The sequence below is a fragment of the Flexivirga alba genome, from assembly GCF_042661025.1.
Taxonomy (GTDB): domain Bacteria; phylum Actinomycetota; class Actinomycetes; order Actinomycetales; family Dermatophilaceae; genus Flexivirga; species Flexivirga alba.
In genome coordinates this window covers 4,346,096-4,369,679 of record NZ_JBHSWH010000001.1, presented here as the reverse complement: position 1 = coordinate 4,369,679, position 23,584 = coordinate 4,346,096, and the positions used below count along the sequence as shown (strand labels likewise).

The window sequence follows — 23,584 nt, the reverse complement described above, 5'->3', positions numbered from 1 at the left end:
GCTCAGCCGCGACTCGCGCGGGAGGCTTCCTCGGCCAACGGCAGGGTGCGATGGGCGACCAGCTCGGCGAGGGCGATCGTGGTGGAGGCATGCACGACGAGGCCGGTTTCGACGATCTGGTCGATGACCCGCTGCAGGTCGGCGTTGTGCTGGGCGACCACGCGCGCGAGCAGATCGCCGCCACCGGTGATCGTGTGCACCTCCAGCACTTCGGGTATGCCGCGCAGGTGATCCACCACCGCCTGGCGACCCTTGCGCTGCTGGATTTGCAGTGTGCAGAAGGCCATCACGGGATAACCCAGTGCGGTCGCCGAGAGCGTCGGCGCGAGCGAGGCGATCACCCCGCGCTCGATGAGACGGTCGAGGCGGGCCTGTACGGTGCCGCGGGCGACGCCGAGGTCCCGGGACGCACCGAGCACGCCGATCTGCGGCTGCTCGGTGAGCAGGGTGATCAGTCGGGCATCGAGGTCGTCGATCTTCGGCATGCGTCGAACGTAGCGAAGGGCGTCGTGGTGATGCGAGTCGCGCGGCGGAGACCGTCGCTGCATTGCGATGCCGATGGCACCGACCAATTCGGCAGCCGCGCGGTGTCCAACTCTGTGTAGAGGAACCGCGGTACGCGGATCCACGGATCAGGAGGACATGATGGATGCGAACCAAGCCGCTCGAATCGCGAAGAATGCCACCGCTGCTGAGCTTCGAGGCAGGCACGTACCGGGACGACCGCTCGTCATACCCAATTCCTGGGATGCAGCGTCGGCCGCGGCGATCGAGCGTGCGGGGTCGTTCGCTGCGGTGGCGACGAGCAGCAACGCCGTCGCCGCTGTGCTGGGTTGGGAGGACGGTGAAGTGGTTCCGGTCGACGCAATGCTCGCGGCGGCCAGCAGAATCGTGGGCGCCGTGAGCCTTCCGGTCACCGTCGACTTCGAGCGCGGCTACCGGTTGGTGCCGCAGACCCTGGTGGAGCGATTTGCGGTCACCGGCGCAGTCGGTCTCAATCTGGAGGATTCCGATCCTGGCACCGGGGTGATGATCGACGTTGAGGAGCAGGTGGCCTTCCTGCGAGCAGTGCGCGCGGCCGCCGAGGCGGCACACTTGGACTTGGTGATCAATGCGCGCACCGACTCCTTCCTGCGCAAGGCCGGGACACCCGACGAGCAGCTGAAGGCATCGATCGACCGCGGCAATCGCTATCTGGAAGCCGGAGCCGACTGCGTATATCCGTTGGGCGCGAGTGGCGCATTCACGCTCGGTGCGTTGACCGATGGCGTCGACGGGCCCGTCAATGTCGCTCGTGGAGTCGGGGGACCGCCGCTGAAGGAACTCGCCGAGCTCGGCGTGGCCAGAGTGACGTTCGGAGCCGGGCTGCAGCGTCAGCTGTACTCGACTTTCGAGTCGGAGCTGCTACCGCAACTGATGTCATGAGTTCGTACCGCTTCGTGAGCACTATGTACAACTCTCGCCGTGGTATGGCGCGCAGATTGTGCATCGTGATCAGCGTGTAGTGGTCCGATTGCGAAGTCGTGTGACGGCGCCCACAGTGGTCCCATGACAACGACTGTGAACCTCACGCCGGATGAACTCGCTGCGGGTCAGGACCTGGAGCAGCTGAAGCAGTTGGTCGGTCTGGTCGATTACGACGCCGACAAGGACCCGTTCCCGGTGACGGGCTGGGACGCGATCGTTTTCGTGTCCGGCAACGCCACGCAGTCGGCGATGTACTACCAGAGCGCTTGGGGCATGGAGCTGGTCGCGTACAGCGGCCCCGAGACCGGCAACCGTGACCACAAGTCGTTCGTGCTCAAGAGCGGCTCGATCCGTTTCGTGATCAACGGCGCCGTCGACCCGGACAGCCCGCTGGTCGAGCACCACCGCAAGCACGGCGACGGTGTCGTCGACATCGCTCTCGAGGTCCCGGACGTCGACAAGTGCATAGCGCAGGCCCGGTCGGCCGGCGCCAAGGTCGTCCGTGAGCCGGAGGACGTCACAGACGAGCACGGTACCGTCCGGATCGCCGCAATCGGCACGTATGGCGAGACCGTCCACACCTTGATCGATCGGTCGAAGTATGACGGCCCCTACCTGCCGGGGTATGTCGCGCAGTCCTCGACGATTGAGCGTCGCGAGGGCCAGCCGAAGCGGCTCTTCCAGGCCCTGGACCACGTCGTCGGCAACGTCGAGCTCGGCCACATGGATGAGTGGGTCGAGTTCTACAACCGGGTCATGGGCTTCGTGAACATGGCCGAGTTCATCGGCGATGACATCGCCACCGACTACTCGGCGCTGATGAGCAAGGTCGTCGCGAACGGCAACCACCGGGTCAAGTTCCCGCTCAACGAGCCGGCCATCGCCAAGAAGAAGTCGCAGATCGATGAGTACCTCGAGTTCTACCGTGGCGCCGGCGCCCAGCACCTTGCGGTCGCCACTGGCGACATCATCAAGTCGGTGGATGCGTTGCGCGCCAACGGTGTTGAGTTCCTGAACACCCCCGACAGCTACTACGAGGACGAGGAACTGCGCGCCCGCATCGGCGAGGTTCGCGTCCCGGTCGAGGAGCTGCAGAAGCGCGGCATCCTGGTCGACCGCGACGAGGACGGTTATCTGTTGCAGATCTTCACCAAGCCGCTGGGTGACCGCCCGACGGTCTTCTTCGAGCTGATCGAGCGGCACGGCTCGCTCGGCTTCGGCAAGGGCAACTTCAAGGCACTCTTCGAGGCGATCGAGCGCGAGCAGGACAAGCGCGGAAACCTCTGAGAAGACTTCGGATCGCGTCGGAAGCCGATCGCCCCCAGGAAGCTTCCGGCACGGTTCGCAAGAACATCGGCCACGATCGCATTCAGCGGTCGTGGCCGATGTCTGTTTGCGTGCCGTGGTCCGTCGTCGGACGCGTGAGTTGTCGTCGAAGCTCTGGCGGCGGGTCAGCTCGCGGCGATCGGCGGCTCGTTCGCGAGCTGGCTGAATTCGATGTTCATCAGGGTGCGTGAGATGGGTGATCTGGTGGGTGGTGGGTGTCCTGGTGGTGCGGGTGGTGCGGGTGGTCGACTGCTGGCGGTGAGTCCGCCGGTCAGGGTGTAGGTTTCGCCGGCGTCGCCGCCGACGAGGTGGTCGGGGTGTTCTTTGACGTAGTTGCAGCGTTCGCACAGTCCTTGGCCGTTGCGTTCACTGGTCGCCCCGCCGTTGGCGTGGGGCACGATGTGGTCGGTGTGTGCGATGGGGGCATCACAGTACGGGGTGCGGCAGGTCCGGTCCCGTAACCGGATGAAATCGGCCAGCAGTCCGGTGTGACACCGGGAGGCCGATTCCATGCCGATCAGGTCGCCGGTGCCGGGGTAGGCGAACAGTCGCCGCATTGCGGCTGTTTTCTCGGGGTGGTCGGTGATCCATTCGCGGGCCAGGTCGGCCGGGATCGGCCCGTACCCGGGCACCTCGGCGGGGGTGTCACCGGTCAACGAGTCCAGCGGCAGGATCAGGTTGATGTTCACGCCCGTCCCGTCGCTGGTGGTGCGGCCGGTGACGCGTTCGACGAGGGTGTCGGCCATGACCTGCCCGCGGGGGTGTTCAGGTGTGGCGGTCGCGTCGGCGGCGGTCTTGAGGGCTGCGTAGCAGGCGACACCGTCTTTGACCGGCAGGAGTGCGGTCAGCCAGGTCATGCAGTCCGGTGCGGGTCGCAGACTGACCCGGCGTTCGGACTCTGCCTTCGCGCGGCGGGCGGTGGCCGCGGCCGGGTCGGCCCGGTACGCGGCGGCGTGGGCGGCGGCGATCAGTCGCCGGTGGGACACGGCCCCCAGGTCGCCGGCGATCGCAGCATCCACCCGGCCCCGGTCGTCTCGGGTCAGGTAGGAGGTGGCGGCGACCAGGTCGGTGGCGTCGCGTTCGGTGATCACCCCGGCCGTCAACGCCGCGAAGGTGCAGGGCATTTCTTCGACGACGGCGTGTGCCAGGCCCAGCAGCCGGGACCCCAGGTGCGGGGCGGACCGGCGGGCCAGCGCGATGTCGGAGCCGACTTTGCGGGCGGTGGTGGCCCGGTTGATCCCGCGCGGCAGGTCCCGGCGTCGTTGTTGGTGGTGGGCTTGGACGGTTAGGCGGGCTTGGCGGGCGGTGATGGCGTTCTTGGCTTCCTCCAACGCCCGCGCCTCGGCCAGCAGGTCTTCCAGGGTGTCGGCGGCGACTGGTTCGTCGAGCCGGTCGTGGAAGGCACGCACCGACGACGCATTGAACGCGCACCCAGCGCGTTCAATCGTATCGGTTCTTGTGTCGTCCATGTGTTCGAGTATACCCGAATTCCAAGCAACTGCAACACTTTTCGGCGATGAACGTTATCCACATCCCCCTCGCGGTTGGTGGGGATGTGGATAGCTCACAGTTCCTTGCCATGCGACTCCAGGAACTTCTCGGCCTGCACGAACATGCCATCGGACCCGCAGCACGGGTCGTAGACCCGGCGGTGGTCCGGCTCCAGCACCTCGACCAGCACCCGCACCACCGACGCGGGCGTGTAGAACTCGCCGCCTCGTTTGCTCTCGGCCTGCGCGAACTTCTCCAGGAGGACTCCAGATCGGTGCGGATCTGCGCGCGTCGCTCGTCCAACGCGTCGGACACGTACTTCAAGAAGATCAGCCCGAGGATCACGTCCTTGTTTTGAAGGAAGCTGAGCGCGCCACCAGTAACAACCTGGTGCGTCAGCAGCAGTTCTCCGAGCGGCTCACGACGCTGATGACGAAGTACACCAATCAACAGCTGACCTCTGCCGAGGTGATCGCGGCGCTCATCGAGATGGCGAAGGAGGTCAGCGCCGAGGGCGATCGGGGCAAGCACTTCCACCCGCCGCTGGACGACAAGGAGCTGGCGTTCTACGACGTCGTCTCGACCAACGAGTCCGCCATGGATGTCATGGGCGGCGACATACTCGCTCAGATCGCCCGTGACCTGGTTGCCGTGATGCGGCGTGACACCCGCACCGACTGGACAGTGCGCGACGACGTCAAGGCCAAGCTGCGCTCGTCGATCAAACGGCTGCCGGTCAAGAGCGGCTATCCGCCGGACAAGCAGCCCGGTGCGATCAAGCTGGTCATCGACCAGATGGAGGCCATGGCGCCGACGTTCGCGGAGGAGCGAAAGCAGTCCGCGTGAGGGAGGCGGCGCGGCTTCGTAGGCTCACCGGTTCCGCGCGGTCAGCTTTGCCCGAATGCGCGCGAAGTGGTCATCGAGGTCAACCAACTCCGCGCCACTGCTGGTGTAGGTGGGGCACTGGGCCGACCTTCATTGCCCGCTCCCCTTGTCCAACTGACGGACGCGATGCGTTCGGCTAGCATTCACGGGCCGCTCCCGTCACAGCGGCTGCGGGAGACCGTGTCCATCCCAGCAGGAGTGAGCCGATGCGTCGCGCGTTCTTGTCATTGTTGAGCTTGATGATTGCACTGGCGGTGGTGCCGGGCACGTTTCTGTTCTCGACACCGACGGCCCACGCGGCCACCGTCACCGGTGCATATGTGCCGCTCACCCCAGCTCGCCTGCTCGACACCCGGACAGGCACCACGCCGGCCGCAGGATCCGTCACCAACGTGACCATCACCGGCCGTGCGGGTGTGCCCGGCGGGGCAACCGCGGTCGTGCTGAACGTGACGGCGGTCGGTCCCAGCGCACCGGGATTCCTGACCGTCTTCCCGAAAGGATCCGCTCGTCCGACTGCGTCCAATCTCAATTTCACTGCTTTGCAGACCGTGCCTAACCAGGTCGTCGCGACCGTTGGGTCTTCGGGCGCAGTGAGCATCTACGCCTCGAGCCGGGCCAACATTGTCGTCGACGTCGCCGGCTACTTCCCGACGAGTGCGTCATACCGTGGGCTGAAGTCGTTCCGAGCACTCGACACCCGCACGACTGTGCGCCCGGGTGCAGCATCAGCGACGACGGTCCCGATCGCGGGGCGAGGCGGTGTTCCGACCAATGGGGTCGCGGCCGTCGTTCTCAATCTCGCGGCGGTCAACCCGTCGTCTGATGGCTACCTGACGGCATACCCGAGCGGGTCCGCGCGACCGACCGCCTCCAACATCAACTACCAGCCGAAGGAGAACCTGGCCGGACTTGTGGTGACTCCTCTCGGCGTAGGTGGGTCGGTCGACATCTACTCCCTGCGTGCCAGCGACCTGATCGTCGACGTCCTCGGCTGGATCCCGAGCGGCACGTCATACGTGCCGGTTCCGGCGCACCGTGCGCTCGACACACGCTCCAACGTCGCGGTCGCGGCCGGAACGAGCGTCAAGGTCCCGGTGCTCGGCCGGGCCGGCGTCCCCATGTCGGGCGTCACAGCCGTCGAGCTCGACGTCACCGCGGTCCGGCCGACACGCGCCGGCTATCTGACCACCTACCCGACCGGGCCGCGGCCGACCGCCTCGAACGTCAACTTCGTCACGTCACGCACGATCGCCAACTCGGTGACGGCGAAGGTCGGCAGCGACGGATACGTCAACGTCTATGCCTCCGCGACCACGCATGTCGTCGTTGACGTCGTGGGCTACACCGCGAAGGGCGGCTCCGCCGTCTGGGGAGCGCCGCAACAGATCCTTCAGAACGGCGCCCACCTGACCGGTGTCTCGTGCACCAGCGCAGCATTCTGCGCCGCCGTAGATCAGAACGGCACCCTGACGGCGATGACCACGACTGGGGGATGGCAAAACGCCATCGTGGACCCGTGGGTCAACTGGACCGGGGTGTCCTGCGCGAACGACGCGACATGTGTTGCCGTCGGCACCCGGCCGATCGCGCCGTCCCGCACCGAAGCCGTGGCGACCACTTACGACGCCAGCGGCTGGAGTCGCCCGACCGCCGTACTCCCTCACGGCACGCTCGACGCCATCTCGTGTCCCACGCCCACCTTTTGTATGGCGGTCGGCCGCGACTCGAGCAGTCGAGGCGTCACCGTGCAGTTCGACGGCTCGATCTGGTCCGCACCGACCACGACCGGACCGGCCGCGCTCACGGCGGTGTCCTGCCCCACGGACGCGTTCTGTGCGACCGGGGCCAGCGATGGCGCAGTGTCGACCGGAGCACCAGGCAGCTGGACCACGAAACCGGTAATCGGCGGTGCGGTTCTCAGCGTCTCCTGCGTCAGCGAGTCGTTCTGCATGGCCACCGGTGACCGCGAAGCGACCTTCGATGGAACCACCTGGACCTACCTGCCGTGGTCGAAGCTCTTCCACTCGCGCGCGTCGTGTGCGACGGCCACACGGTGCACGGTCGTCGGCGATTTCGGTGGCACCAACCTCTATCTGAACGGTGGTTTCGGGAGTCCGAGCTACTTGTCCGGCGACGATACGGATGCCGAGATGACCGCGGTCTCCTGTCCGACAACGGACTTCTGCGCGATCGCCGACAACAACAGGTCGGGCAGCGTCGTGTGGCGTTGGGATCAGCCGACCGGCACCCTCGGGAAGGTGGTCATCACGACCGGTGAGGGCAACCTGCGCTCGGTGAGCTGTCCGACCGCCACGTTCTGCGCGGTGGCGAACAGCTCCGGGTACGTGCTGACCGGCACCTCCACCGGCACGTGGAGTGTGCCAGTCAACCTTGGGCGTGACGATCTCCGCCTCTCCTGCCCGAGCGACACCTTCTGCGCCGCTGCCGGCCGCACATATGCCTCGATGCTGATGTTCTCCGGCGGCTCGTGGGCGCCGATGCCAGCGACGCATCTCACCAAGGACGTGTCGTGCACCTCGCCCAGTTTCTGTGCTGCCATCGGGTCGGCAGGGGTGTCACGTTTTGACGGCACGCAATGGGGAGTGCAGACTCGCCTGCCCAACGGCCAGTCCGGATCGAAGGTCTCATGCGTCAGCCCCACTTACTGCGTCGCTGTCCTCGTCGCCACGAACGGCGCCTCATCGTCCCTGACTTGGAACGGCACGACCTGGAACGGCTTGAGTTGGTCCGGGCCGACGCCCATCACGACCTCAACCATCAGCGCACTCTCGTGCGCCGCGGAAGCGGCCTGCATCGCAACCGACCAGGAAGGGAACGCCTATCGGCTGACGTCGATGGGCTGGAGCGGGCCTACCGCCGTTTCCTCAGCGGGCCTCTCCGGGGTCGCCTGCCCGAGTACGACTTGGTGCATGGCGGTTGACCGCACGGGCGGCACCTTCGTCTGGGATGGCACGACCTGGTCGGTTCGCGGCGTCGTGCCTGGCGATGACACCCGGCTCAGTGCCGTGTCGTGCCCTGCGGTCAACCATTGCACGGCCGTTGGGCCGAGTGCTCTGCTGCGAACCTTCGGCTGAGGACTTCCTGTAGGTGTTGCCGTGGGGCAGATCAGGCCGGTCGAGGCCTTGCCCTGCCGGCCATCTTCCGCTGCAACTCCCACGCTTCCCGCAACGCCGACTGTATGGCGCCGCTGTCGCCATACAGCATGGCCTGCACCTTCATGTGTGCCTCGTATGCCGGCGGTATGCCGAACGTGTCCGGGTGCTCCGTCACGAGCCGTTCGCGCACGTCGAACGCACAGCGGATCATCAACTCATCGTGTGCGACCAGTCTGGCGACGATGCGATTGGCGACATACCAAGCAGGCACTGCCCGGGTGCCCTTCTGCCTGCACCCGGGGAGCGTTGCGAGGAAGGCTGCGACCTCATCCGGCGTCACGTCGGCCGCGTCAGCTGCCGGGCCGGTAGACCATCAGGACGACGATCACCGCGAAGATGATGCCGACCACGCCACCCGAGGCGGCGACCCGTGCGGTCTGCGCTTTGAGGTTGGTCTCGATACTCGACCCGCCAGTCTCGCTACTCGACCCGCCAGTTCGGACCGTGTCGGCGGCGCGTTCGAGGGTCGGCACGATCACGACGAACGTCACCGCTACAGCGACGACCCACAACAGGACCGAGAGCCAGATCCAGGTGTCGCCGAAGGACCCCAGCTCCTTGCCGCGCCGCTTCTGCGACATCAGACCGAAGCCGAAGATGACGACCAGCACCGACGCAATCGAGTAGATCTTCGCCATACGTGCCGACGCCGTAAGTGCCGATGCGTCCGCCTGTCGCAGGCCGCGCGAGGCGGTGGTGACCGCGTGCACGAGCGGACCGATCGCGAAGATCGCGGTCAGGAGGTGGAGGAGCAACAACAGCTTCAGCATGAGCGTGAGCCTACTCGGCGGTCACTAACGTGTCGGGACACGACAGGTTGCAATTTGGTGCAGCTTCGGTGTGCCGCTTGACCATTCAGCACTTTTCGGGTCTAGCGTGCTAACGCTCACGGAGTGTGTCACAGTTCACAGGTTGTGGTCCTCGGCGGAGCATGACATGAAATTCGAACCGTGCATGGCAGCCGAAAGGGATGATGCACAACTATGAGCGTCGATACCAACAAGGTAGACACAGTCTCCGGGGATGATCCACACCTGAAGAAGGAGTTCGGGACGATCGGACTCCTCTTCACCGCGATCGGCTCGATCATCGGGTCGGGATGGCTGTTCAGTTCGCTGCACGCCTCCGGCCTCGCGGGACCGGCCTCGATCCTGTCGTGGGTCGTCGGCACGATCATGTTCCTGTTCATCGGCTTGGCTTACGCCGAGCTGGGCGTGATGATGCCGCGAAGTGGTGGCGTCGCGCGTTACCCGCACTACGCATGGGGCTCGTTCGCCAGCTATTCGTTCGGCTGGGTCACCTGGCTGGCGTGTGCGTCGGTCGCCGCGGTGGAGGTCTCCGCCGTGTTGACCTATGCGTCGTCATACATCCACTGGCTGGAGAACCCGAACGGGACGCTCAAGCCGGCCGGTCTGGTCGTCGCGATCCTGATGCTCGGCCTGTTCGTGCTGATCAACTTCCTGGGCGTCAAGTGGTTCGCCCGGATCAACAATGTGCTGGTCTGGTGGAAGCTGGGCATGATCGTCCTGGTGATCGTCGCCTTGATGATCGCCTCGTTCCACGGTGGCAACTTCACGATCGACGCCAAGGGTGGCGGCGGGTTCGCGCCCAAGGGCATCAAGGGCGCCATGGAAGCTATCCCGGCAGCGGGCATCGCGTTCTCGTTCCTGGGCTGGCGCCAGGGCATCGAGCTTGCCGGTGAGACCGACAACCCGAAGAAGAACGTCCCGCTGACCCTGATCGGTTCGATCCTGATCTGCGGTGTCCTCTACATCCTGTTGCAGGTTGCCTTCATCGCGGCGCTGGACCCGTCAGCCCTGGCCCACGACGGCTGGGCGAACGTCGGCAACGCGATCAGCCTCGGCAGCACTGCCGGTAACTTCAGTCCACTCGCCGCCCTCGCGACGTTCGTGGGCCTGGGCTGGCTGGCCGGCCTGCTCTACGCGGACGCGTTCATCAGCCCCGGAGACACCGGCCTGATCTACACCAGCGTCACCGCTCGTATGTCCTACGCCATGGGCCGCAACCGCAACGCCCCAGCCGGGCTGGCCAAGGTCAACGACAACGGTGTGCCGTGGGTGAGCCTGATCCTGGCGTGGATCGCCGGCGCGATCTTCTTCCTGCCCTTCCCGAGCTGGCAGCAACTGGTCTCGATCGTCACCTCGCTGACCGTGCTCTCCTTCGGCAGCGGTGCGATCGCGCTGTTGACCTTCCGCAAGCAACTGCCGGACATGGAGCGTCCGTACAAGAGCAGGTTCCCGTGGGTCGTCGCCCCGCTCGCGCTGCTGGCCACCAACCTGATCATGTACTGGGCCGGTTGGGACCAGGTGTGGAAGATGATGGCAGCTGTCGCCATCGGGTACATCTTCCTCGGTATCTTCCAGGGCATGGACAAGGGCCGCGCGCCCAAGCTGGAGTTCAAAAACGGCTGGTGGGTGCTGGTGTGGTTCGCCGGGATCCTGCTGGTCAGCTACCTGGGCAGCTATTCCGGCGCTGATCACAAGCAAGCCGGCCAGGCAAACGTCTACGGCTTCAATGGCGGCATTGTTGCCAACATCATCCTGACGGCCGTTGTTCTTGGAGTGGCTTGGTATTGCCAGCTGCCTCCGGACCGCGTTGAGGAGATCCTCAACGAGACCGAAGAGATTATCGAAGAGGACGAGGCGAAGCTCGCCCCTGAGGTCTGAGTCGACGTCGTTCAGGACGCGCCCCCTTCCCCGAGCACGGGGGAGGGGGCGCGTCGTCGTCCGCGGTGGCGCGCCTCCCGCACGACGGCGCCAGGGGAAATGAGAGGATGAGGCATCATGAGCGAACGCGCGTCGGGTTGGTATGACGACCCCCAGGACCCGGATCTGCTTCGCTACTGGGACGGGATCCTGTGGAGCGGTCGCACGATGCCGAAGGTCAAGCCCGATCTCGACCAGTCCCGCATCGGCGACGCGCGTCGCCAGTACGAAGAAGAGCAGGAGCGCAAGCGGGCGGCCGAGGAGGCGCAGTCAGCCGGCTACGGCCAGCGACCTCAGTTGCGCCCCTACCAGCAGACCCAGCAGCAGACACGTTCGCAGCAGCACCCGGGCGGCCAGCAGTCGCCATACGCGCACCAACGGTCCTACGCGCCGCGCCAGGTCAAGACGACGCCGGATGGCGAGCCGACCGCGTCGTGGTGGCGCCGGTTGTTCGCCTACATCTTCGACAACATTCTGTTGTCGGCAGTCGCCTTCGCCGCATCTTGGTCGTGGTTACAGCCGTGGCTGGACACTTTCGGCGGCTACTGGAGAGACATCTGGAACGCGGCGGAAAATCAGCAGGCTCAGCCGCCGGTGCCAAGCGCCTTGTATGACGTGCCGTGGCAGTTCCCGCTGATCGCGTTGCTGCTCTACCTGGTCTACGAGATCACGCTGATCGCGTGGCGCGGGCAGACGCTAGGGCACCTGATCTTCGGCGTGCGAGTGCGAGGCGCAGCGTCGACCGCGCGGCCCGACCTGCGCGCCGTCGTGATCCGCTCGGTCGTCAAGGGCGTCAGCGACATCACCGCATTGGTGCCGTTCGTGGCGTCACTCGGGTCGGTCTTCAGCCTGGTCGACGGACTGGTGCCGCTCGGCGACCGCAGCGCGCAGTCACTGCACGACAAGGCCGCCAAGACGTATGTCGTGAACGCGCGGCCGCCCAAGACACCTCAGGGCGGCCAGCTGCCACCGCCAAACGTCGGGCGCTAGCTTTCGCGCGCGGGCTGAATCGTGCCGGTGACTTCGCCGAGCGCCATACGCCCGCCACCGGGAGCCGGGGCAGTCGCGGTGATCGTCACCGTGTCGCCGTCCTCCAGGAAGCTGCGCTTCGTCCCGTCAGGCAGCTCAAGCGGCTCCTTGCCGCTCCACGACAGCTCGAGCAGGCTGCCGCGCTGATCGCGTTCGTCACCGGACACCGTGCCAGAGGCGAAGAGATCACCATCGCGCAGGCTCGCACCGTTGACCGTCAGGTGCGCAAGCATCTGCGCCGGGCTCCAATACATCGTCTTGTATGGCGGAGTCGACACGACGGTGTCGTTGAGTCGCACCTCGAGCTGCAGGTCCAAACCGAAGAGGCCGTCACCTCGCAGGTAGTCCAGTGGCTGCGGATCTTGTGTCGGCAGAGCGATTTTCGCCGACTCGAGAGCTTCCATCGGCGTGATCCACGGGCTGAGGGTCGAGGCGAACGACTTGCCCAGGAACGGGCCGAGCGGGACGTACTCCCAAGCCTGTATGTCGCGCGCGGACCAGTCGTTGAAGAGCGCGACCCCGAAGAGGTGATCGCCGGCCTCGTCGACGGAGACCCGGGTGCCGACCTCGGTCTCGCCACCGACGATGAAACCGACCTCGGCCTCGATGTCGAGGCGGACACTCGGACCGAAGACTGGCTCCGGGTCGTCCTTGCCCTTGCGCTGTCCGACCGGCCGCACGATGTCGGTGCCGGAGACCACGACCGTGCCGGCGCGGCCGTGATAGCCGATCGGCAGGTGCTTCCAGTTGGGTGTGAGAGCCGCGCCATCAGGTCGAAAGATCGACCCGACGTTGGTGGCGTGCTGCTCGCTGGCATAGAAGTCGACGTAGTCGGCAATCTGCACCGGCAGGTGCAGTGTCACTTCGGAGAGCGGCTTGGTCGCGGCAGCGACCAACTCCTTGCGCTTGTCGTCCCGCAGGATCGCCTGCAGCCAGGCGCGTGCCGCCGACCAGGACGAACGCCCTTGGGAGATAAAGGGATTGAGTGAGCTGTGGCCGAAAGTCCTGGCCCACTTGCGCATGTTGTCGGAGTTCGCCAGGGTAGCCAGCTCGATGACGTCATCGCCCAGGCGCGTAACCACCTGAGCACCGCCATCGGGTGTGTCGGCGACGCCATACGGGAGGTTCTCGATGCCCCAAAGGTTGTTCATGTCGGTCCTCTCAGATCAGGCCGAGTGCAGCCAGGTCGCGGATCGGGTCCAGTACGTCGCAGCAACCGAAGCTGGTGAAGACGTTGCGCGCGGTGACGGCGTCAGCCTCGGACAGGGCTCGGATCGCGCTGCCAGTCGAATCCTTGTCGCGATTGGTCAACGACGCGGCGACGTCGCCACCGAGGAGCGCTGCGTGGACGGCAAGCAACACGCCCAGGAAACCGAACTGGTCCTCGTCGTCGGTGGTGTGCGCGATGGCACGGTGCAGACCGCCGGTCAGTTTGAAGGCGACTCCCTGTTCCACGCATTCGGTGATGAATGCCGCGGTGTCGGCGACCGACGGGACGGAATTGGTCGGTGTCGAACCGGTGCGCAGCTTGGCGACGACCTGTCCTTCCTGGGCCGCGATGCCTGGCAACAGAGCCCGTCCGGCGGCGCCGGTAGGGACTTCGACGGCGACCGGCACCGCCAGGTCGAGAACTGCCTCCCAGCCGTCGACTGCCGCGACCTCGACACCGGAGAGCGCGTGACCGCTGGCGTCGGCGACGTTCTCCGCGCCGGTGATCACCTCGGCGATCGGAGTCTCCTTGCGGCCGATGACAGTGATCACCAGACCGCTGTGATCCTCGAGAGCTTCCTCGACCAACTGCGGTGGCAACAGCAGCGGCCCGACGAAGTCGGATGCCGGGGTACCGCGACGTGCGGAGCGTCGGTCGATAGCCTCGGAGAGCGAGAAGTTTCCCGGTGGGAAGACGGCCGCGTCGTCGACCAACTGAGTGAACAGCGTTCGGGTGGGCAGACTGGGCATGGTGCCACCGTAGCCAGCGACCCGGCCGCGCTCGCGATGGGCCACAGCCGAACATGAGGAGCGAGGAGAACAATGGCGTTCTACCGATCGATGGGACAGCTGCCACGACAGCGGCACACCGCACTGCGGAGGCCGGACGGCGGCGTCTACTACGAGGAGCTGATGGGGGAGGAGGGATTCTCCAGCGACTCCTCGCTGCTCTACCACCGTGGCCTGCCGTCGGCGATCTCCGACGCGAAACCTTGGGACTTCGCCTGGTCGCTCGAGACACAGCCCAACCACCCACTGTTGCCGCGTCACTTGAAGCTGCACGACCTCTTCGACGACAGCAGCTCCGGAGTCGACGCCGTCACCGGACGGCGCTTAGTGCTTGGCAACGGCGACGTCCGCATCTCGTATGTCGTGGCCGACCAACCGAGCCCCTGGTATCGCAACGGCATCGGCGATGAGTGCGTGTATGTCGAGCGCGGCGCCGCCCGCGCGGAGACCGTCTTCGGCGCATTCGACGTCGCCGAGGGGGACTACCTGATCGTGCCGCGTGCGACCACCCACCGGTGGCTTCCGGTCGCCGCCGGCGACGAAGGTTTCACCGAGGCGTTCCGGGCCTATGCGATCGAGGGCAACTCGCACATCGCGCCGCCGAAGCGCTACCTTTCGCGTTACGGCCAGTTACTGGAGCACGCGCCATACTGCGAACGTGACCTGCGGGGACCGGCCGGCCCGCTGCTCGCCGAGGACATCGGCGCCGAATCGTCAGCTCCCACAGAGGTTTACGTGAAGCATCGGGGGACCGGTGGGCAGATCGTCGGCACGATCTACACCTACCCCTACCACCCGCTCGACGTCGTCGGCTGGGACGGCTGCCTCTACCCGTACGCATTCAACGTCGCCGACTTCATGCCGATCACCGGCAAGGTGCACCAGCCGCCGCCCGTGCACCAGGTCTTCGAAGGCACCAACTTCGTGGTGTGCAACTTCGTGCCGCGCAAGGTCGACTACCACGAGGCGTCGATCCCGGTGCCCTACTACCACTCCAACGTCGACAGCGACGAGATCATGTTCTACGTCGACGGTGACTACGAAGCGCGTAAAGGTTCTGGCATCGGCAAGGGCTCGATCTCGCTGCATCCCGGCGGCCACGCGCACGGCCCGCAACCGGGCGCCTACGAGAACTCGATCGGGGTGCACGAGTTCGACGAGCTCGCGGTCATGGTCGACACCTTCCGCCCGATGGAGCTGGGCGAGGCCGGCAGCGCCACCGACGACGGCAAGTATGCCTGGAGCTGGGTCGGCGGCAAGGGCGACTGAGCTAAAGCCCACAATCCACCCCCGGAGGGCCCGCGAGCCGGTAGCGTCGATCAGCTCCGTGCGAACACCCCACCGCACGGCTCCGTCACATCCCCTAGGAGCGTTCATGCACCCTGTCGTCAAAAACACCACCAGTCGCCGCCAGTTGCTGGCAATGACCATGGTGGGAGGCGCCGGTGTCGTCGGCGTCGCCAAGGCGCCCTCCGCCCAGGCCGCCCCGAACAACGCGCACGACCTGCGCCTCACCGTGCTGGGGACCACGGACCTGCACGGTCACGTCTACAACTGGGACTACTTCAGCGACAAGGAGTACGACGACGCCAAGCACAACGACGTCGGTGCGGCCAAGTGCGCGACGCTCATCTACGCGGTTCGCGAGGAGCGCGGTGCGGACAGCTGCATCACGCTCGATGCCGGGGACACGATCCAGGGCACGCCGCTGGCCTACTACTTCGCCAAGATCACGCCGATCAGCAAGACCGTCACCCACCCGATGGCGTTGGCCATGAACAAGATCGGGTATGACGCCGCCTGCCTGGGCAACCACGAGTTCAACTACGGCATGGACATCCTGCGGACGTTCCAGAGCCAGCTGCACCACCCGCTGCTGGGCGCGAACGCGCTGGACTGGAACACCGGCAAGGCGGCCTTTCCGTCATACACGATGAAGCGTGTGCACGTGCCGGGTCACAAGCCGGTCACCGTCGGCATCGTCGGTCTGGTGACGCCCGGCGTCGCGATCTGGGACAAGGCCAATGTGGCCGACAAGATCAAGTTCAACGGCATCGTCGAACAGGCCAAGATCGTCGTGCCCGAGGTGAAGCGTCAGGGCGCGGACGTCATCGTCATTTCGTGTCACTCAGGGGCGGACACGTCCTCGTCGTACGGCGATGCGTTGCCGTGGCCGGAGAACGCGAGCACCCTTCTGGCGCAACAGGTCCCGGACATCGATGCGATCCTGGTCGGCCACGCGCACGTGGAGATCCCGCAGCGTTTCGTGACCAACGAGCAGACCGGAAAACAGGTGCTGCTCTCCGAGCCGCTCTGCTTCGGGGAGCGCGTGACGGTGATGGACCTGAACCTGCGCAAGACCCGCGGTCAGTGGGAGGTCGTCAGCTCGGCGTCGACATTGCTGAACTCCAACACCGCTCCCGAGGACCCGGCCATCGCGGCGCTGCTGCGATCGGATCACGAGAAGGTGCGCACCTATGTCAACGGTGTGATCGGCAGCTGTCTGGCGGACATGAGCGGCGCCCGCGCGGTCGTCGAGGACTCCGCGGCGGTGGACCTCATCAATATCGTGCAGTCGGAGGCCGTCAAGGCTGCGCTGGTCGGCACCGCGGACGAGAACACCCCGGTGCTGTCGATCGCGGCGCCCTTCAGTCGCACCGCGATCATCCCCAAGGGAGACGTCACGGTCCGCGACGTGGCCGGCCTGTACATCTACGACAACACGCTGCTCGGCATCAAGTTCACCGGTGCGCAGGTGAAGGCGTATCTCGCGACGTCGGCGACCTACTTCAAGCAGGTGTCGGGCGCCGGGCCGTTCACGATCGACCAGCTGACCAACGCGGTGACCCCGACCGCGCCGAACGGCACGCCGGACTACAACTACGACGTGATGGGCGGGCTCGACGCACGGCTGACCTACGACATCGACGTCACGGTCGCTCCGGGCAACCGGATCAAGAACCTGGCGTATGACGGTAAAGCCGTCGCGGACACCGACAGCTTTGTCATCGCGATCAACAACTACCGGCAGTCCGGCGGTGGCGGCTTCCCTGGCGTCACTACCGCGCCGGTCGTCTACAACGAGCAGCGCGAGATTCGCCAGATGATCATCGACTGGGTGACCGCCAACAAGGTGATCGATCCTTCGACGTTCCACACGATCGACTGGCAGCTGGTCTCGGGCGGAACGCCGATCGTCATCTCGTAGTCGGCAGGACGACCTGGCCCAGCTCCTGCGTGCAGCGAGTCAGGGCGACATACAGGCCGTTCCAGCCGCGAGGTTCAGTGGTGATGCCGTCCGGGTCGACGACCAGGGCGGCATCCCACTCCAGCCCTTGGCCTCGGTGGCCTGCAGGACCACGGCATCGGGAATCCGCTCTCGCAGCTCTATGACGCGCGTCGCAGGCGCCACGACACCGACGCTGCCGCCCGGCCAGCGGGCAGCCATCGCAGCAACCGAATCCCGCACGGTGTCAACGAGTTCGGCATCGGTCACCTCGACCGTCCACGGCTCGAACCCCGAGTCGCGGACGGCACGTGGCGGTTCGTTCTGGCTGCCGGCCCGGGCCAGCACGGGGCCGGTGAGGGCCATGACCTCCCGCGGTGTCCGGTAACAGATGGTGAGGTCGCTGCGCCGCCAACGCTCGCCGAACACCGGGTCGATCGCGGCCTTCCAGGAAGTATGGCGATGAGGCGCCTCGGTCTGATCGATGTCACCGACGGCGGTGATCGACCTGCTCGGGACCCGGCGGCGCACCATCTCCCACTGCATCGCCGACAACTCCTGCGCTTCGTCGACGACTACGTGGCCGTAGGCCCAATCACGCCTGTTCGCAGCGCGATCCGCGAGGAACTCGCCCTGCTCGGTCGAGGTCTCCACCGAGCCGAGCAATTCGGCGACCGCGTCGAGAAGCGCGATGTCGCTCGCTCCGAGTTGCGGGGGAGCACTGACGACGACAGCACGCTCGCCCTCGCTCAGTCCTCCGGCGAACTGCTGCAAGAAGCCGTCGTCGCCGAGTAGCTCGCGCAAGACTCGGCGAGCGTCCCGTATCGGCCAGAATCCGTCCAGCACGCCGGCGACGTTGCGATCCTTGGCGATTCGGTTGTGCTGCCGGTCGACGTCCTCGTCGCTGAGCGTGCCGTCGACGTCGGTGCCGGTCACGCCGATCGTGACCCCGCGGTCGTCCTTGCGCGCCTGGCTCGCATCGACCTTGGCAAGAATCTCTTCGAAGCCGGCTTCCATTCCGGCCAGCAATGCCTCGTGCCGGGCGACCGCGGAGTCCGTCAGGAGGTCGTGGACGTGCTCGATGAACCACTGGCGCGCGGCGTGCAGGTCGCGTCCGGCCAGGGCACTCTCCAGGGCCCGCCGAACCCGTGCAGCGGTCAACGTATGGCCCTCGCCGTCCAGCACGAAGGCCAGCCCGGCCGGTGTGGGCGCGAGGGATCGGACGTATGCCGCGAGAGCGGGCTGCCAGAGGGCACGCCCCTTGATCTCCGCGACCTCTCGCGATTCGTCGTACTCGACCGAGAAGCCGGGCAGCAGGGTTTCGCAGGTCGCCGGCACGACGGCGGTCTCTCCGAGCGCGGGCAACACTTGCGCGATGTAGTCCAGGAAACGTCGGGACGGTCCCAGGACCAGCACACCCTGGCCGGCCAGCTCCGGATGGCTGAAGAGCAGATAAGCGACGCGGTGCAGCGCGACCACGGTCTTGCCGGTGCCCGGGCCGCCCTGCACGACGAGCGGGCCATGGCTGCTGGCGCGGACGATGGCGTCCTGCTCCCGCTGCAGCGTGGCGACAGCCGTGCCCATCCGGCCGGTGCGGCGAGTCGACAGGGCCGACAACAGGGCGCCCTCGCCCACGAGGTCGCCGGATTCGACTGTGCCGTCGAGCGGTTCGTCGTCGACGCCGACGACCACCCGGCCATCCATGTGGATGTGCCGTCGGCGTTGCTGGCCCTGTGGATCCAGTGGCGTCGCGGTGTAGAACGCTCGCGCGGCCGGTGCCCGCCAGTCGAGCACCAAGGGCTCGGAGTCATCGTCCGCGCGGGGCAGTCCGACGCGACCCAGGTGCCGGGTGGATCCGTCGATCGCGTCGAGTCGCCCGAACACCAGGCCGCTCGCGGCGTGCTGCAGATCGGTGCGACGACGCCGCAGGCTGGAGACCCGAGCGGCTTCGACGGAGTCCCGCGGCGCGGTCTCGAGGTCGCGGTCCACGTCAGCGAGCAACTCGTCCCTGCGCACATATGCCAGGTCGACAGTCTCCTGTTCCTGGGCCAACGCTTCGGTCTGATGGGTTGTCGTTTCGGGCACAGGACTCCCTCGGTGCGTGTACGGCGACCTTGTCTCAACTACCGATGATGAGCGGATGTTCCCGTGCTCGCAGCTTTGACGCACGTCGCGAATCGTGGCCTTCCCCTTTGCCGAGAGGACACGCGTTGTACCGAGAGGACAGGCGTTTGGGCGGATTTCCCCGTCCTTTTACCCGGAATCGGCTGTCCTCTCGACAATCGGGTGTCCTCTCGGCAAAAGGGGTGCGCGGGGATCAGTGGACGACGGTGATTCCGGCAGCTCGAAAGTCGTCCAGTGCCCGCGAGGTGGAGTCCGGCGCGACACCCGCGGTGAGTTCGGTCAGGACGCGAGTGGCGAAGCCCGCGGTCACTGCGTCCAGGGCTGTCGCACGGACGCAGTAATCGGTCGCAATGCCGGCCACGTCGACTTCGTCGATGCCGTGGCCGTGCAACCACTCGGTCAGGCCGGCACCTTCCTCGGTCGCTCCCTCGAAACCGCTGTATGCCGCCTCATACTGGCCCTTGCGAAAGATCGCAGCAGCCTGCGCGATGACCGGCTGCACTTCGGAGCGGAAGTCCGCGCCGGGGGTGCCGACTTCGCAATGAACCGGCCAACTGTGCACGAAGTCAGGCGTTTTCGACCAGTGGTCGCCGGGATCGATGTGCCAGTCTGCAGTGGCCACGATCTCGTCGTAGGCGGCTCGGTGCTCATCGACATACGAGGCGATGCGTTCAGCGACGGCGATGCCGCCCTCGACCGCAAGCGACCCGCCCTCACAGAAGTCGTTCTGGACATCCACCAGCACCAGCGCGCGACCCATGTGGTGCAGCCTACGACCTGCCGGCAAGCGGCAGCCGCACTCCCATCACCTGCCGGTCACTGTCCAGCATCCCGAGCGTCCGCCAGCCGCGTGAGCGATACAAGCGCACTGCGGGATCACTTCCGTCGCTGGTGGTCCCGAGCAGCGCCTTCCCGGTGAGTCCGTCGAGCAATTCATCGTGCAACCGCCCGCCGAGGCCGTCGCCTCGACTCGTGGGTTCGACAGCGAGCTCGACGAATTCGAAGTGGTCACCGATCCATTCGGCGGCGATGCCGGGAATCGTCTCGGCGACCAGGTCCGGCCAGAACTGCCCGCGCTCGCCGCGATACCCCCAGGCGAATCCCAGCAGCCGGTCGCCGTCGAGTGCCAGAGTCAGCCGGAACCCATCCCGTGCGCGATGCCGGTCGTACATCTGCTCGCGCCAGGCGAGCTCATCCGGGAAATCGCCGAAAACCTTGTTGTACAAGGCGAATACGGGTTCGGCATACGATCCGGCGGCGTGGCCGTCGACGGTCTCGATACGGCGCTCGGGTCTCGATACACCTCCCCCGCTTCGCTCCTCCGGCACTCGACCAGCTTTTGGAGTCAGGGGAGGGGAGGTAGGCGCCCATGACTTGGCGGTTGTCCTCCAGGTGTCCCAGCGTGCTCCAGCCGCGTGATTTGTAGAGACGCAACGCCGGATCCTCAGGCGCCAGAGTGGTGCCGAGCAGCGCACGACCGGTGAGTCCGTCAAGCAGCGCATCGTGCAATCCGCCACCGATGCCCTGGCGGCGCGCATCGGGATCGACTGCGAGCTCGACGAGTTCGAAGTGATCGCGGACCCACTCGGCGGGTAGCTCGGGCAGGGTCCGGGCGACCAGGTCGGGCCAGTGCTGGCCGCGCTCGCCGCGGTAACCCCAGGCGAAGCCGAGCACCTGATCGCCGTCGAGCGCGAGCACCAAGCGGTAGCCGTCGAGCTTCCGGTCGCGGTCGAAAAGCTGCTCACGCCAGTCCGCCTTGTCCGGGAACCTGCCGAACACCGCGTCATACAAAGCAAATATGCGATCGGCGTATGGCGCGGCGGCTTCGCCGTCCAGCAGCTCGAAGCTGGTCATTGCGTCTTCTCCTTCTCGTCGCGCTGGTACAGCGTCGGAATGACCGGCTCGCCCCGTGACATCTGCCGGGCGGTCGGTGGTAGCTCTCCCCGCGAGGTGCGGTGATGCTCGCGAGCATCGTCCAGCGTGCCGTGGAAGACTCGCTCGCCGCCTTCGACCAGCGGCACCAGGAGCGAGCGGTCGTCGCCGTCATCCACGGGTGGGATTCCGATGCCGATGACCTCGGCCTCGGCGATGCCTTGCGGGTTCCGGCGGCGCAACGCGAACTTGCGTCCGCCGATCGAAGTCTTGTCCTTGCTCTTCTTCGCCACGCCCTCGAGCTCGCCGGCGGAGTTCTCACGGGCGACCAGCTTGTAGACCAAACCCGCTGTGGGAGCACCGGATCCAGTGACCAACTGGGTGCCGACGCCATAGCCGTCGACCGGGCCGGCCTGCAGCGCGGCGATGGCGAACTCGTCGAGGTCGGACGTCACGACGATCTTGGTCTTCGTCGCACCGAGTGAGTCGAGTTGCTCGCGGACCTCACGCGCCTGCTGCAAGAGGTCGCCGGAGTCGAGGCGGACGCCGCCCAACTCCGGGCCGGCGATCTCGACGGCCAGCTTGACGGCGTTCGGCACGTCGTAGGTGTCGACCAGCAGCGTTGTGCCCGGACCGAACGTGTCGACCTGGGATTGGAACGCGGCACGCTCGTCGTCGTGCAGCAGGGTGAAGGCGTGAGCTGCCGTGCCGGTCGTGGGCACGCCGTGGCGCCGGCCGGCCTCGAGGTTGGACGTGGTGGTGAAACCCGCGATGTATGCCGCGCGGGCGGCGGCCACCGCAGCCTCCTCGTGGGTGCGACGTGAACCCATCTCGATGCAGGGACGGTCCTCGGCGGCGGCCGTCATACGGCTGGCGGCCGACGCGATCGCACTGTCGTGGTTGAGGATCGACAGCACGAGCGTCTCCAGCACGACCGCCTCGGCGAAGCTCGCCTCGACGACCAGCATCGGGGAGCCGGGGAAGTAGATCTCGCCCTCGGCGTAGCCCCAGACGTCGCCGGTGAAGCGGTATGACGACAGCCACTCCAGGGTCTGCTCGTCGACAACGTGGTGCTCGCGCAGGGCAGACAGCTCGGCATCGCCGAACCGGAATTCGTCCAAGGCATCGAGCAGTCGGCCCGTGCCGGCGACCACGCCATACCGTCGACCGTCGGGCAACCGGCGGCCGAACGCCTCGAAGACAGTGCGGCGACCCGCGGTGCCGTCACGCAATGCCGCGCTCAGCATTGTCAGCTCGTAGTGGTCGGTAAGCAGCGCGGTGGACGCGCCCACAGGTGTGGTCACGCGCGTCACTCTAACGTCGAGACAGGGCAGTGTCGTCATACACGGTCTGTCATGCCTATCGTTGAGAGCGTGTCTGTAGCACCCCCGGAGCATGCCTCACCTGACGTCGACCTCGACGCCGAGGTGACTGAGCAGACCGACCGGCCCTGGGTGACCCTGGTGTGGAACGACCCGGTCAACCTGATGTCGTACGTCTCCTGGGTGTTCCAGAACTATTTCGGCTACTCGTCGGCGAAGGCCGAGAAGCTGATGATGTCGGTCCACCGGGATGGCAAGGCAGTGGTGTCGAGCGGCCCGCGTGAGCGGATGGAGACCGACACCGAGGCGATGCAGGGCTACGGTCTGTGGGCGACCTTCGAGAAGGACGCCTAGAGATGGCAACTGCGTTCAAGCGCAAGGGTTCTCGTGTCACTGCGCGACTGGACGCCAACGAGCGGGCGATCGTTCGCGAGCTGCTGGACCAGACGCGCGACCTGCTGATGCCGAGCGGTGGGCTGTCCGGTGACCCGGTCGAGGACCTGTTCTCCGGGCTGGGCAAAGGACCCGATGCCGAAGAGCTCGCTCATCGGGATCCGGCGCTGGCCAGGCTGTTGCCGGACGGCCATCGTGGCGATCAGGAGATGGCCGCCGAGTTCCGTGCACTCACCGAGCACAGCCTGCGGCACCGCAAGGTCGCCAACCTGGCAACCGCGATCGCCGCGCTGGACCAACCGGCCACGCGGGACAAGCTCGACCTCGATCTGGGCCAGGCACAGGCCCTGCTGATCGGTCTCGCCGACGTGCGGCTGGCGTTGGGGGAGCGGTTGCGCCTGCGCACCGACGAGGACAGCGAGCAACTGCAGCGTGATCTTGCAGCTGCGGCCGAGGATGCTTCCGACGACCCGCGACTGATCATCGGCCTCTACTACGACTTCCTCACCTGGATGCAGGAGTCGCTGGCGGGTGCTCTTCTCTGAG

The 23,584-nt window shown here is 66.3% G+C and carries 20 protein-coding genes and 3 pseudogenes; 10 read left to right on the top strand and 13 right to left on the bottom strand.

All coding sequences use genetic code 11. From position 1 onward, the window contains the following. Positions 1-2 precede the first annotated feature (2 nt). Positions 3-485 (bottom strand): Lrp/AsnC family transcriptional regulator, encoded by a 483-nt coding sequence (locus ACFQDH_RS21825; protein ID WP_382404461.1) that lies wholly within the window; start codon positions 483-485, stop codon positions 3-5. A 160-nt stretch (positions 486-645) separates the two neighbouring features. On the opposite strand from ACFQDH_RS21825, the gene ACFQDH_RS21820 reads away from it, so the two are divergent. Both ACFQDH_RS21820 and hppD read left to right on the top strand, forming a co-directional pair. Beyond that, positions 646-1,425 (top strand): isocitrate lyase/PEP mutase family protein, encoded by a 780-nt coding sequence (locus tag ACFQDH_RS21820; protein WP_382404460.1) that lies wholly within the window; start codon positions 646-648, stop codon positions 1,423-1,425. A gap of 123 nt (positions 1,426-1,548) precedes the next feature. Next, positions 1,549-2,754 carry a 4-hydroxyphenylpyruvate dioxygenase gene (hppD, locus tag ACFQDH_RS21815; RefSeq protein ID WP_382404459.1) on the top strand — a complete coding sequence of 402 codons (1,206 nt, stop codon included), beginning with the start codon at positions 1,549-1,551 and terminating at the stop codon, positions 2,752-2,754. 164 nt (positions 2,755-2,918) lie between these two features. On the opposite strand, the gene ACFQDH_RS21810 is transcribed toward hppD, so the two are convergent. Together ACFQDH_RS21810 and ACFQDH_RS21805 are read right to left on the bottom strand one after the other, a co-directional pair. Then, positions 2,919-4,262, bottom strand: coding sequence for an HNH endonuclease (locus tag ACFQDH_RS21810; RefSeq protein WP_382404458.1), 1,344 nt, complete (start codon positions 4,260-4,262; stop codon positions 2,919-2,921). Between the two features lie 101 nt (positions 4,263-4,363). Further along, positions 4,364-4,543, bottom strand: a pseudogene (locus tag ACFQDH_RS21805) (N-6 DNA methylase); the annotation flags it as partial. Positions 4,544-4,644: 101 nt separating this feature from the next. On the opposite strand from ACFQDH_RS21805, the pseudogene ACFQDH_RS21800 reads away from it, so the two are divergent. Both ACFQDH_RS21800 and ACFQDH_RS21795 read left to right on the top strand, forming a co-directional pair. Then, positions 4,645-5,130, top strand: a pseudogene (locus ACFQDH_RS21800) (type I restriction enzyme endonuclease domain-containing protein); the annotation flags it as partial. A 245-nt stretch (positions 5,131-5,375) separates the two neighbouring features. Continuing rightward, positions 5,376-8,267, top strand: coding sequence for a hypothetical protein (locus ACFQDH_RS21795; RefSeq protein WP_382404457.1), 2,892 nt, complete (start codon positions 5,376-5,378; stop codon positions 8,265-8,267). Positions 8,268-8,298: 31 nt separating this feature from the next. On the opposite strand, the gene ACFQDH_RS21790 is transcribed toward ACFQDH_RS21795, so the two are convergent. Then, positions 8,299-8,628, bottom strand: a complete 330-nt coding sequence (locus ACFQDH_RS21790; protein WP_382404456.1) for a hypothetical protein — start codon at positions 8,626-8,628, stop codon at positions 8,299-8,301. Positions 8,629-8,638: 10 nt separating this feature from the next. Then, positions 8,639-9,118 (bottom strand): DUF2269 family protein, encoded by a 480-nt coding sequence (locus ACFQDH_RS21785; protein WP_382404455.1) that lies wholly within the window; start codon positions 9,116-9,118, stop codon positions 8,639-8,641. A gap of 213 nt (positions 9,119-9,331) precedes the next feature. Here ACFQDH_RS21785 and ACFQDH_RS21780 point away from each other — a divergent pair, with 213 nt between their 5' ends. Both ACFQDH_RS21780 and ACFQDH_RS21775 read left to right on the top strand, forming a co-directional pair. Next, positions 9,332-11,035: an APC family permease gene (locus ACFQDH_RS21780; protein ID WP_382404454.1), complete on the top strand. Its 1,704-nt coding sequence runs from the start codon at positions 9,332-9,334 to the stop codon at positions 11,033-11,035. Positions 11,036-11,152: 117 nt separating this feature from the next. Then, positions 11,153-12,064: an RDD family protein gene (locus ACFQDH_RS21775; RefSeq protein ID WP_382404453.1), complete on the top strand. Its 912-nt coding sequence runs from the start codon at positions 11,153-11,155 to the stop codon at positions 12,062-12,064. On the opposite strand, the gene fahA is transcribed toward ACFQDH_RS21775, so the two are convergent. Together fahA and ACFQDH_RS21765 are read right to left on the bottom strand one after the other, a co-directional pair. Continuing rightward, positions 12,061-13,254 (bottom strand): fumarylacetoacetase, encoded by a 1,194-nt coding sequence (gene fahA / locus ACFQDH_RS21770; RefSeq protein WP_382404452.1) that lies wholly within the window; start codon positions 13,252-13,254, stop codon positions 12,061-12,063. The genes ACFQDH_RS21775 and fahA overlap by 4 nt on opposite strands. A 10-nt stretch (positions 13,255-13,264) precedes the next feature. Beyond that, on the bottom strand, positions 13,265-14,062 hold the full coding sequence (locus ACFQDH_RS21765) for a hypothetical protein (protein WP_382404451.1): 798 nt from the start codon (positions 14,060-14,062) through the stop codon (positions 13,265-13,267). Between the two features lie 72 nt (positions 14,063-14,134). Between ACFQDH_RS21765 and ACFQDH_RS21760 the strand changes: the two genes are divergently transcribed. Then, on the top strand, positions 14,135-15,370 hold the full coding sequence (locus ACFQDH_RS21760; RefSeq protein WP_382404450.1) for a homogentisate 1,2-dioxygenase: 1,236 nt from the start codon (positions 14,135-14,137) through the stop codon (positions 15,368-15,370). 106 nt (positions 15,371-15,476) lie between these two features. Further along, positions 15,477-17,309, top strand: coding sequence for a bifunctional metallophosphatase/5'-nucleotidase (locus ACFQDH_RS21755; protein ID WP_382404449.1), 1,833 nt, complete (start codon positions 15,477-15,479; stop codon positions 17,307-17,309). Here ACFQDH_RS21755 and ACFQDH_RS21750 read toward each other — a convergent pair. The 6 genes and pseudogenes from ACFQDH_RS21750 to ACFQDH_RS21725 all read right to left on the bottom strand — a co-directional run bounded on the left by ACFQDH_RS21750 (position 17,299) and on the right by ACFQDH_RS21725 (position 22,666). Then, on the bottom strand, positions 17,299-17,394 hold the full coding sequence (locus ACFQDH_RS21750) for a hypothetical protein (RefSeq protein WP_382404930.1): 96 nt from the start codon (positions 17,392-17,394) through the stop codon (positions 17,299-17,301). The genes ACFQDH_RS21755 and ACFQDH_RS21750 overlap by 11 nt on opposite strands. Before the next feature lie 467 nt (positions 17,395-17,861). Then, a pseudogene (locus ACFQDH_RS21745) lies at positions 17,862-18,911 on the bottom strand (UvrD-helicase domain-containing protein); the annotation flags it as partial. A 733-nt stretch (positions 18,912-19,644) separates the two neighbouring features. Then, positions 19,645-20,211 carry an isochorismatase family protein gene (locus ACFQDH_RS21740; protein WP_382404448.1) on the bottom strand — a complete coding sequence of 189 codons (567 nt, stop codon included), beginning with the start codon at positions 20,209-20,211 and terminating at the stop codon, positions 19,645-19,647. A gap of 10 nt (positions 20,212-20,221) precedes the next feature. Next, entirely contained in the window at positions 20,222-20,677 is a 456-nt protein-coding gene (locus tag ACFQDH_RS21735) for a GNAT family N-acetyltransferase (protein ID WP_382404447.1), read from the bottom strand. Beyond that, positions 20,643-21,305, bottom strand: a complete 663-nt coding sequence (locus ACFQDH_RS21730) for a GNAT family N-acetyltransferase (RefSeq protein WP_382404446.1) — start codon at positions 21,303-21,305, stop codon at positions 20,643-20,645. The genes ACFQDH_RS21735 and ACFQDH_RS21730 overlap by 35 nt, the downstream gene beginning before the upstream one ends. Further along, a complete protein-coding gene (locus tag ACFQDH_RS21725) occupies positions 21,302-22,666 on the bottom strand; it encodes a nicotinate phosphoribosyltransferase (protein ID WP_382404445.1) in 1,365 nt (454 codons plus the stop codon). Before ACFQDH_RS21725 ends, ACFQDH_RS21730 begins: the two co-directional genes overlap by 4 nt. Before the next feature lie 30 nt (positions 22,667-22,696). On the opposite strand from ACFQDH_RS21725, the gene clpS reads away from it, so the two are divergent. Together clpS and ACFQDH_RS21715 are read left to right on the top strand one after the other, a co-directional pair. Next, entirely contained in the window at positions 22,697-22,999 is a 303-nt protein-coding gene (gene clpS / locus ACFQDH_RS21720; RefSeq protein ID WP_382404444.1) for an ATP-dependent Clp protease adapter ClpS, read from the top strand. A 2-nt stretch (positions 23,000-23,001) separates the two neighbouring features. Further along, positions 23,002-23,583, top strand: coding sequence for a DUF2017 family protein (locus tag ACFQDH_RS21715; RefSeq protein ID WP_382404443.1), 582 nt, complete (start codon positions 23,002-23,004; stop codon positions 23,581-23,583). The last annotated feature ends 1 nt before the right edge of the window (position 23,584 follow it).

Bases quoted from the DNA above. Each gene is read 5' to 3' on its own strand.
- ACFQDH_RS21725 (WP_382404445.1), bottom strand. From the start codon at position 22,666: ATGACGACACTGCCCTGTCTCGACGTTAGAGTGACGCGCGTGACCACA.
- ACFQDH_RS21740 (WP_382404448.1), bottom strand. From the start codon at position 20,211: ATGGGTCGCGCGCTGGTGCTGGTGGATGTCCAGAACGACTTCTGTGAG.
- ACFQDH_RS21765 (WP_382404451.1), bottom strand. From the start codon at position 14,062: ATGCCCAGTCTGCCCACCCGAACGCTGTTCACTCAGTTGGTCGACGAC.
- ACFQDH_RS21755 (WP_382404449.1), top strand. From the start codon at position 15,477: ATGCACCCTGTCGTCAAAAACACCACCAGTCGCCGCCAGTTGCTGGCA.
- ACFQDH_RS21760 (WP_382404450.1), top strand. From the start codon at position 14,135: ATGGCGTTCTACCGATCGATGGGACAGCTGCCACGACAGCGGCACACC.
- ACFQDH_RS21715 (WP_382404443.1), top strand. From the start codon at position 23,002: ATGGCAACTGCGTTCAAGCGCAAGGGTTCTCGTGTCACTGCGCGACTG.
- ACFQDH_RS21730 (WP_382404446.1), bottom strand. From the start codon at position 21,305: ATGACCAGCTTCGAGCTGCTGGACGGCGAAGCCGCCGCGCCATACGCC.
- hppD (WP_382404459.1), top strand. From the start codon at position 1,549: ATGACAACGACTGTGAACCTCACGCCGGATGAACTCGCTGCGGGTCAG.
- ACFQDH_RS21775 (WP_382404453.1), top strand. From the start codon at position 11,153: ATGAGCGAACGCGCGTCGGGTTGGTATGACGACCCCCAGGACCCGGAT.
- ACFQDH_RS21825 (WP_382404461.1), bottom strand. From the start codon at position 485: ATGCCGAAGATCGACGACCTCGATGCCCGACTGATCACCCTGCTCACC.
- ACFQDH_RS21820 (WP_382404460.1), top strand. From the start codon at position 646: ATGGATGCGAACCAAGCCGCTCGAATCGCGAAGAATGCCACCGCTGCT.
- ACFQDH_RS21810 (WP_382404458.1), bottom strand. From the start codon at position 4,262: ATGGACGACACAAGAACCGATACGATTGAACGCGCTGGGTGCGCGTTC.
- ACFQDH_RS21795 (WP_382404457.1), top strand. From the start codon at position 5,376: ATGCGTCGCGCGTTCTTGTCATTGTTGAGCTTGATGATTGCACTGGCG.
- ACFQDH_RS21785 (WP_382404455.1), bottom strand. From the start codon at position 9,118: ATGCTGAAGCTGTTGTTGCTCCTCCACCTCCTGACCGCGATCTTCGCG.
- ACFQDH_RS21780 (WP_382404454.1), top strand. From the start codon at position 9,332: ATGAGCGTCGATACCAACAAGGTAGACACAGTCTCCGGGGATGATCCA.
- fahA (WP_382404452.1), bottom strand. From the start codon at position 13,254: ATGAACAACCTTTGGGGCATCGAGAACCTCCCGTATGGCGTCGCCGAC.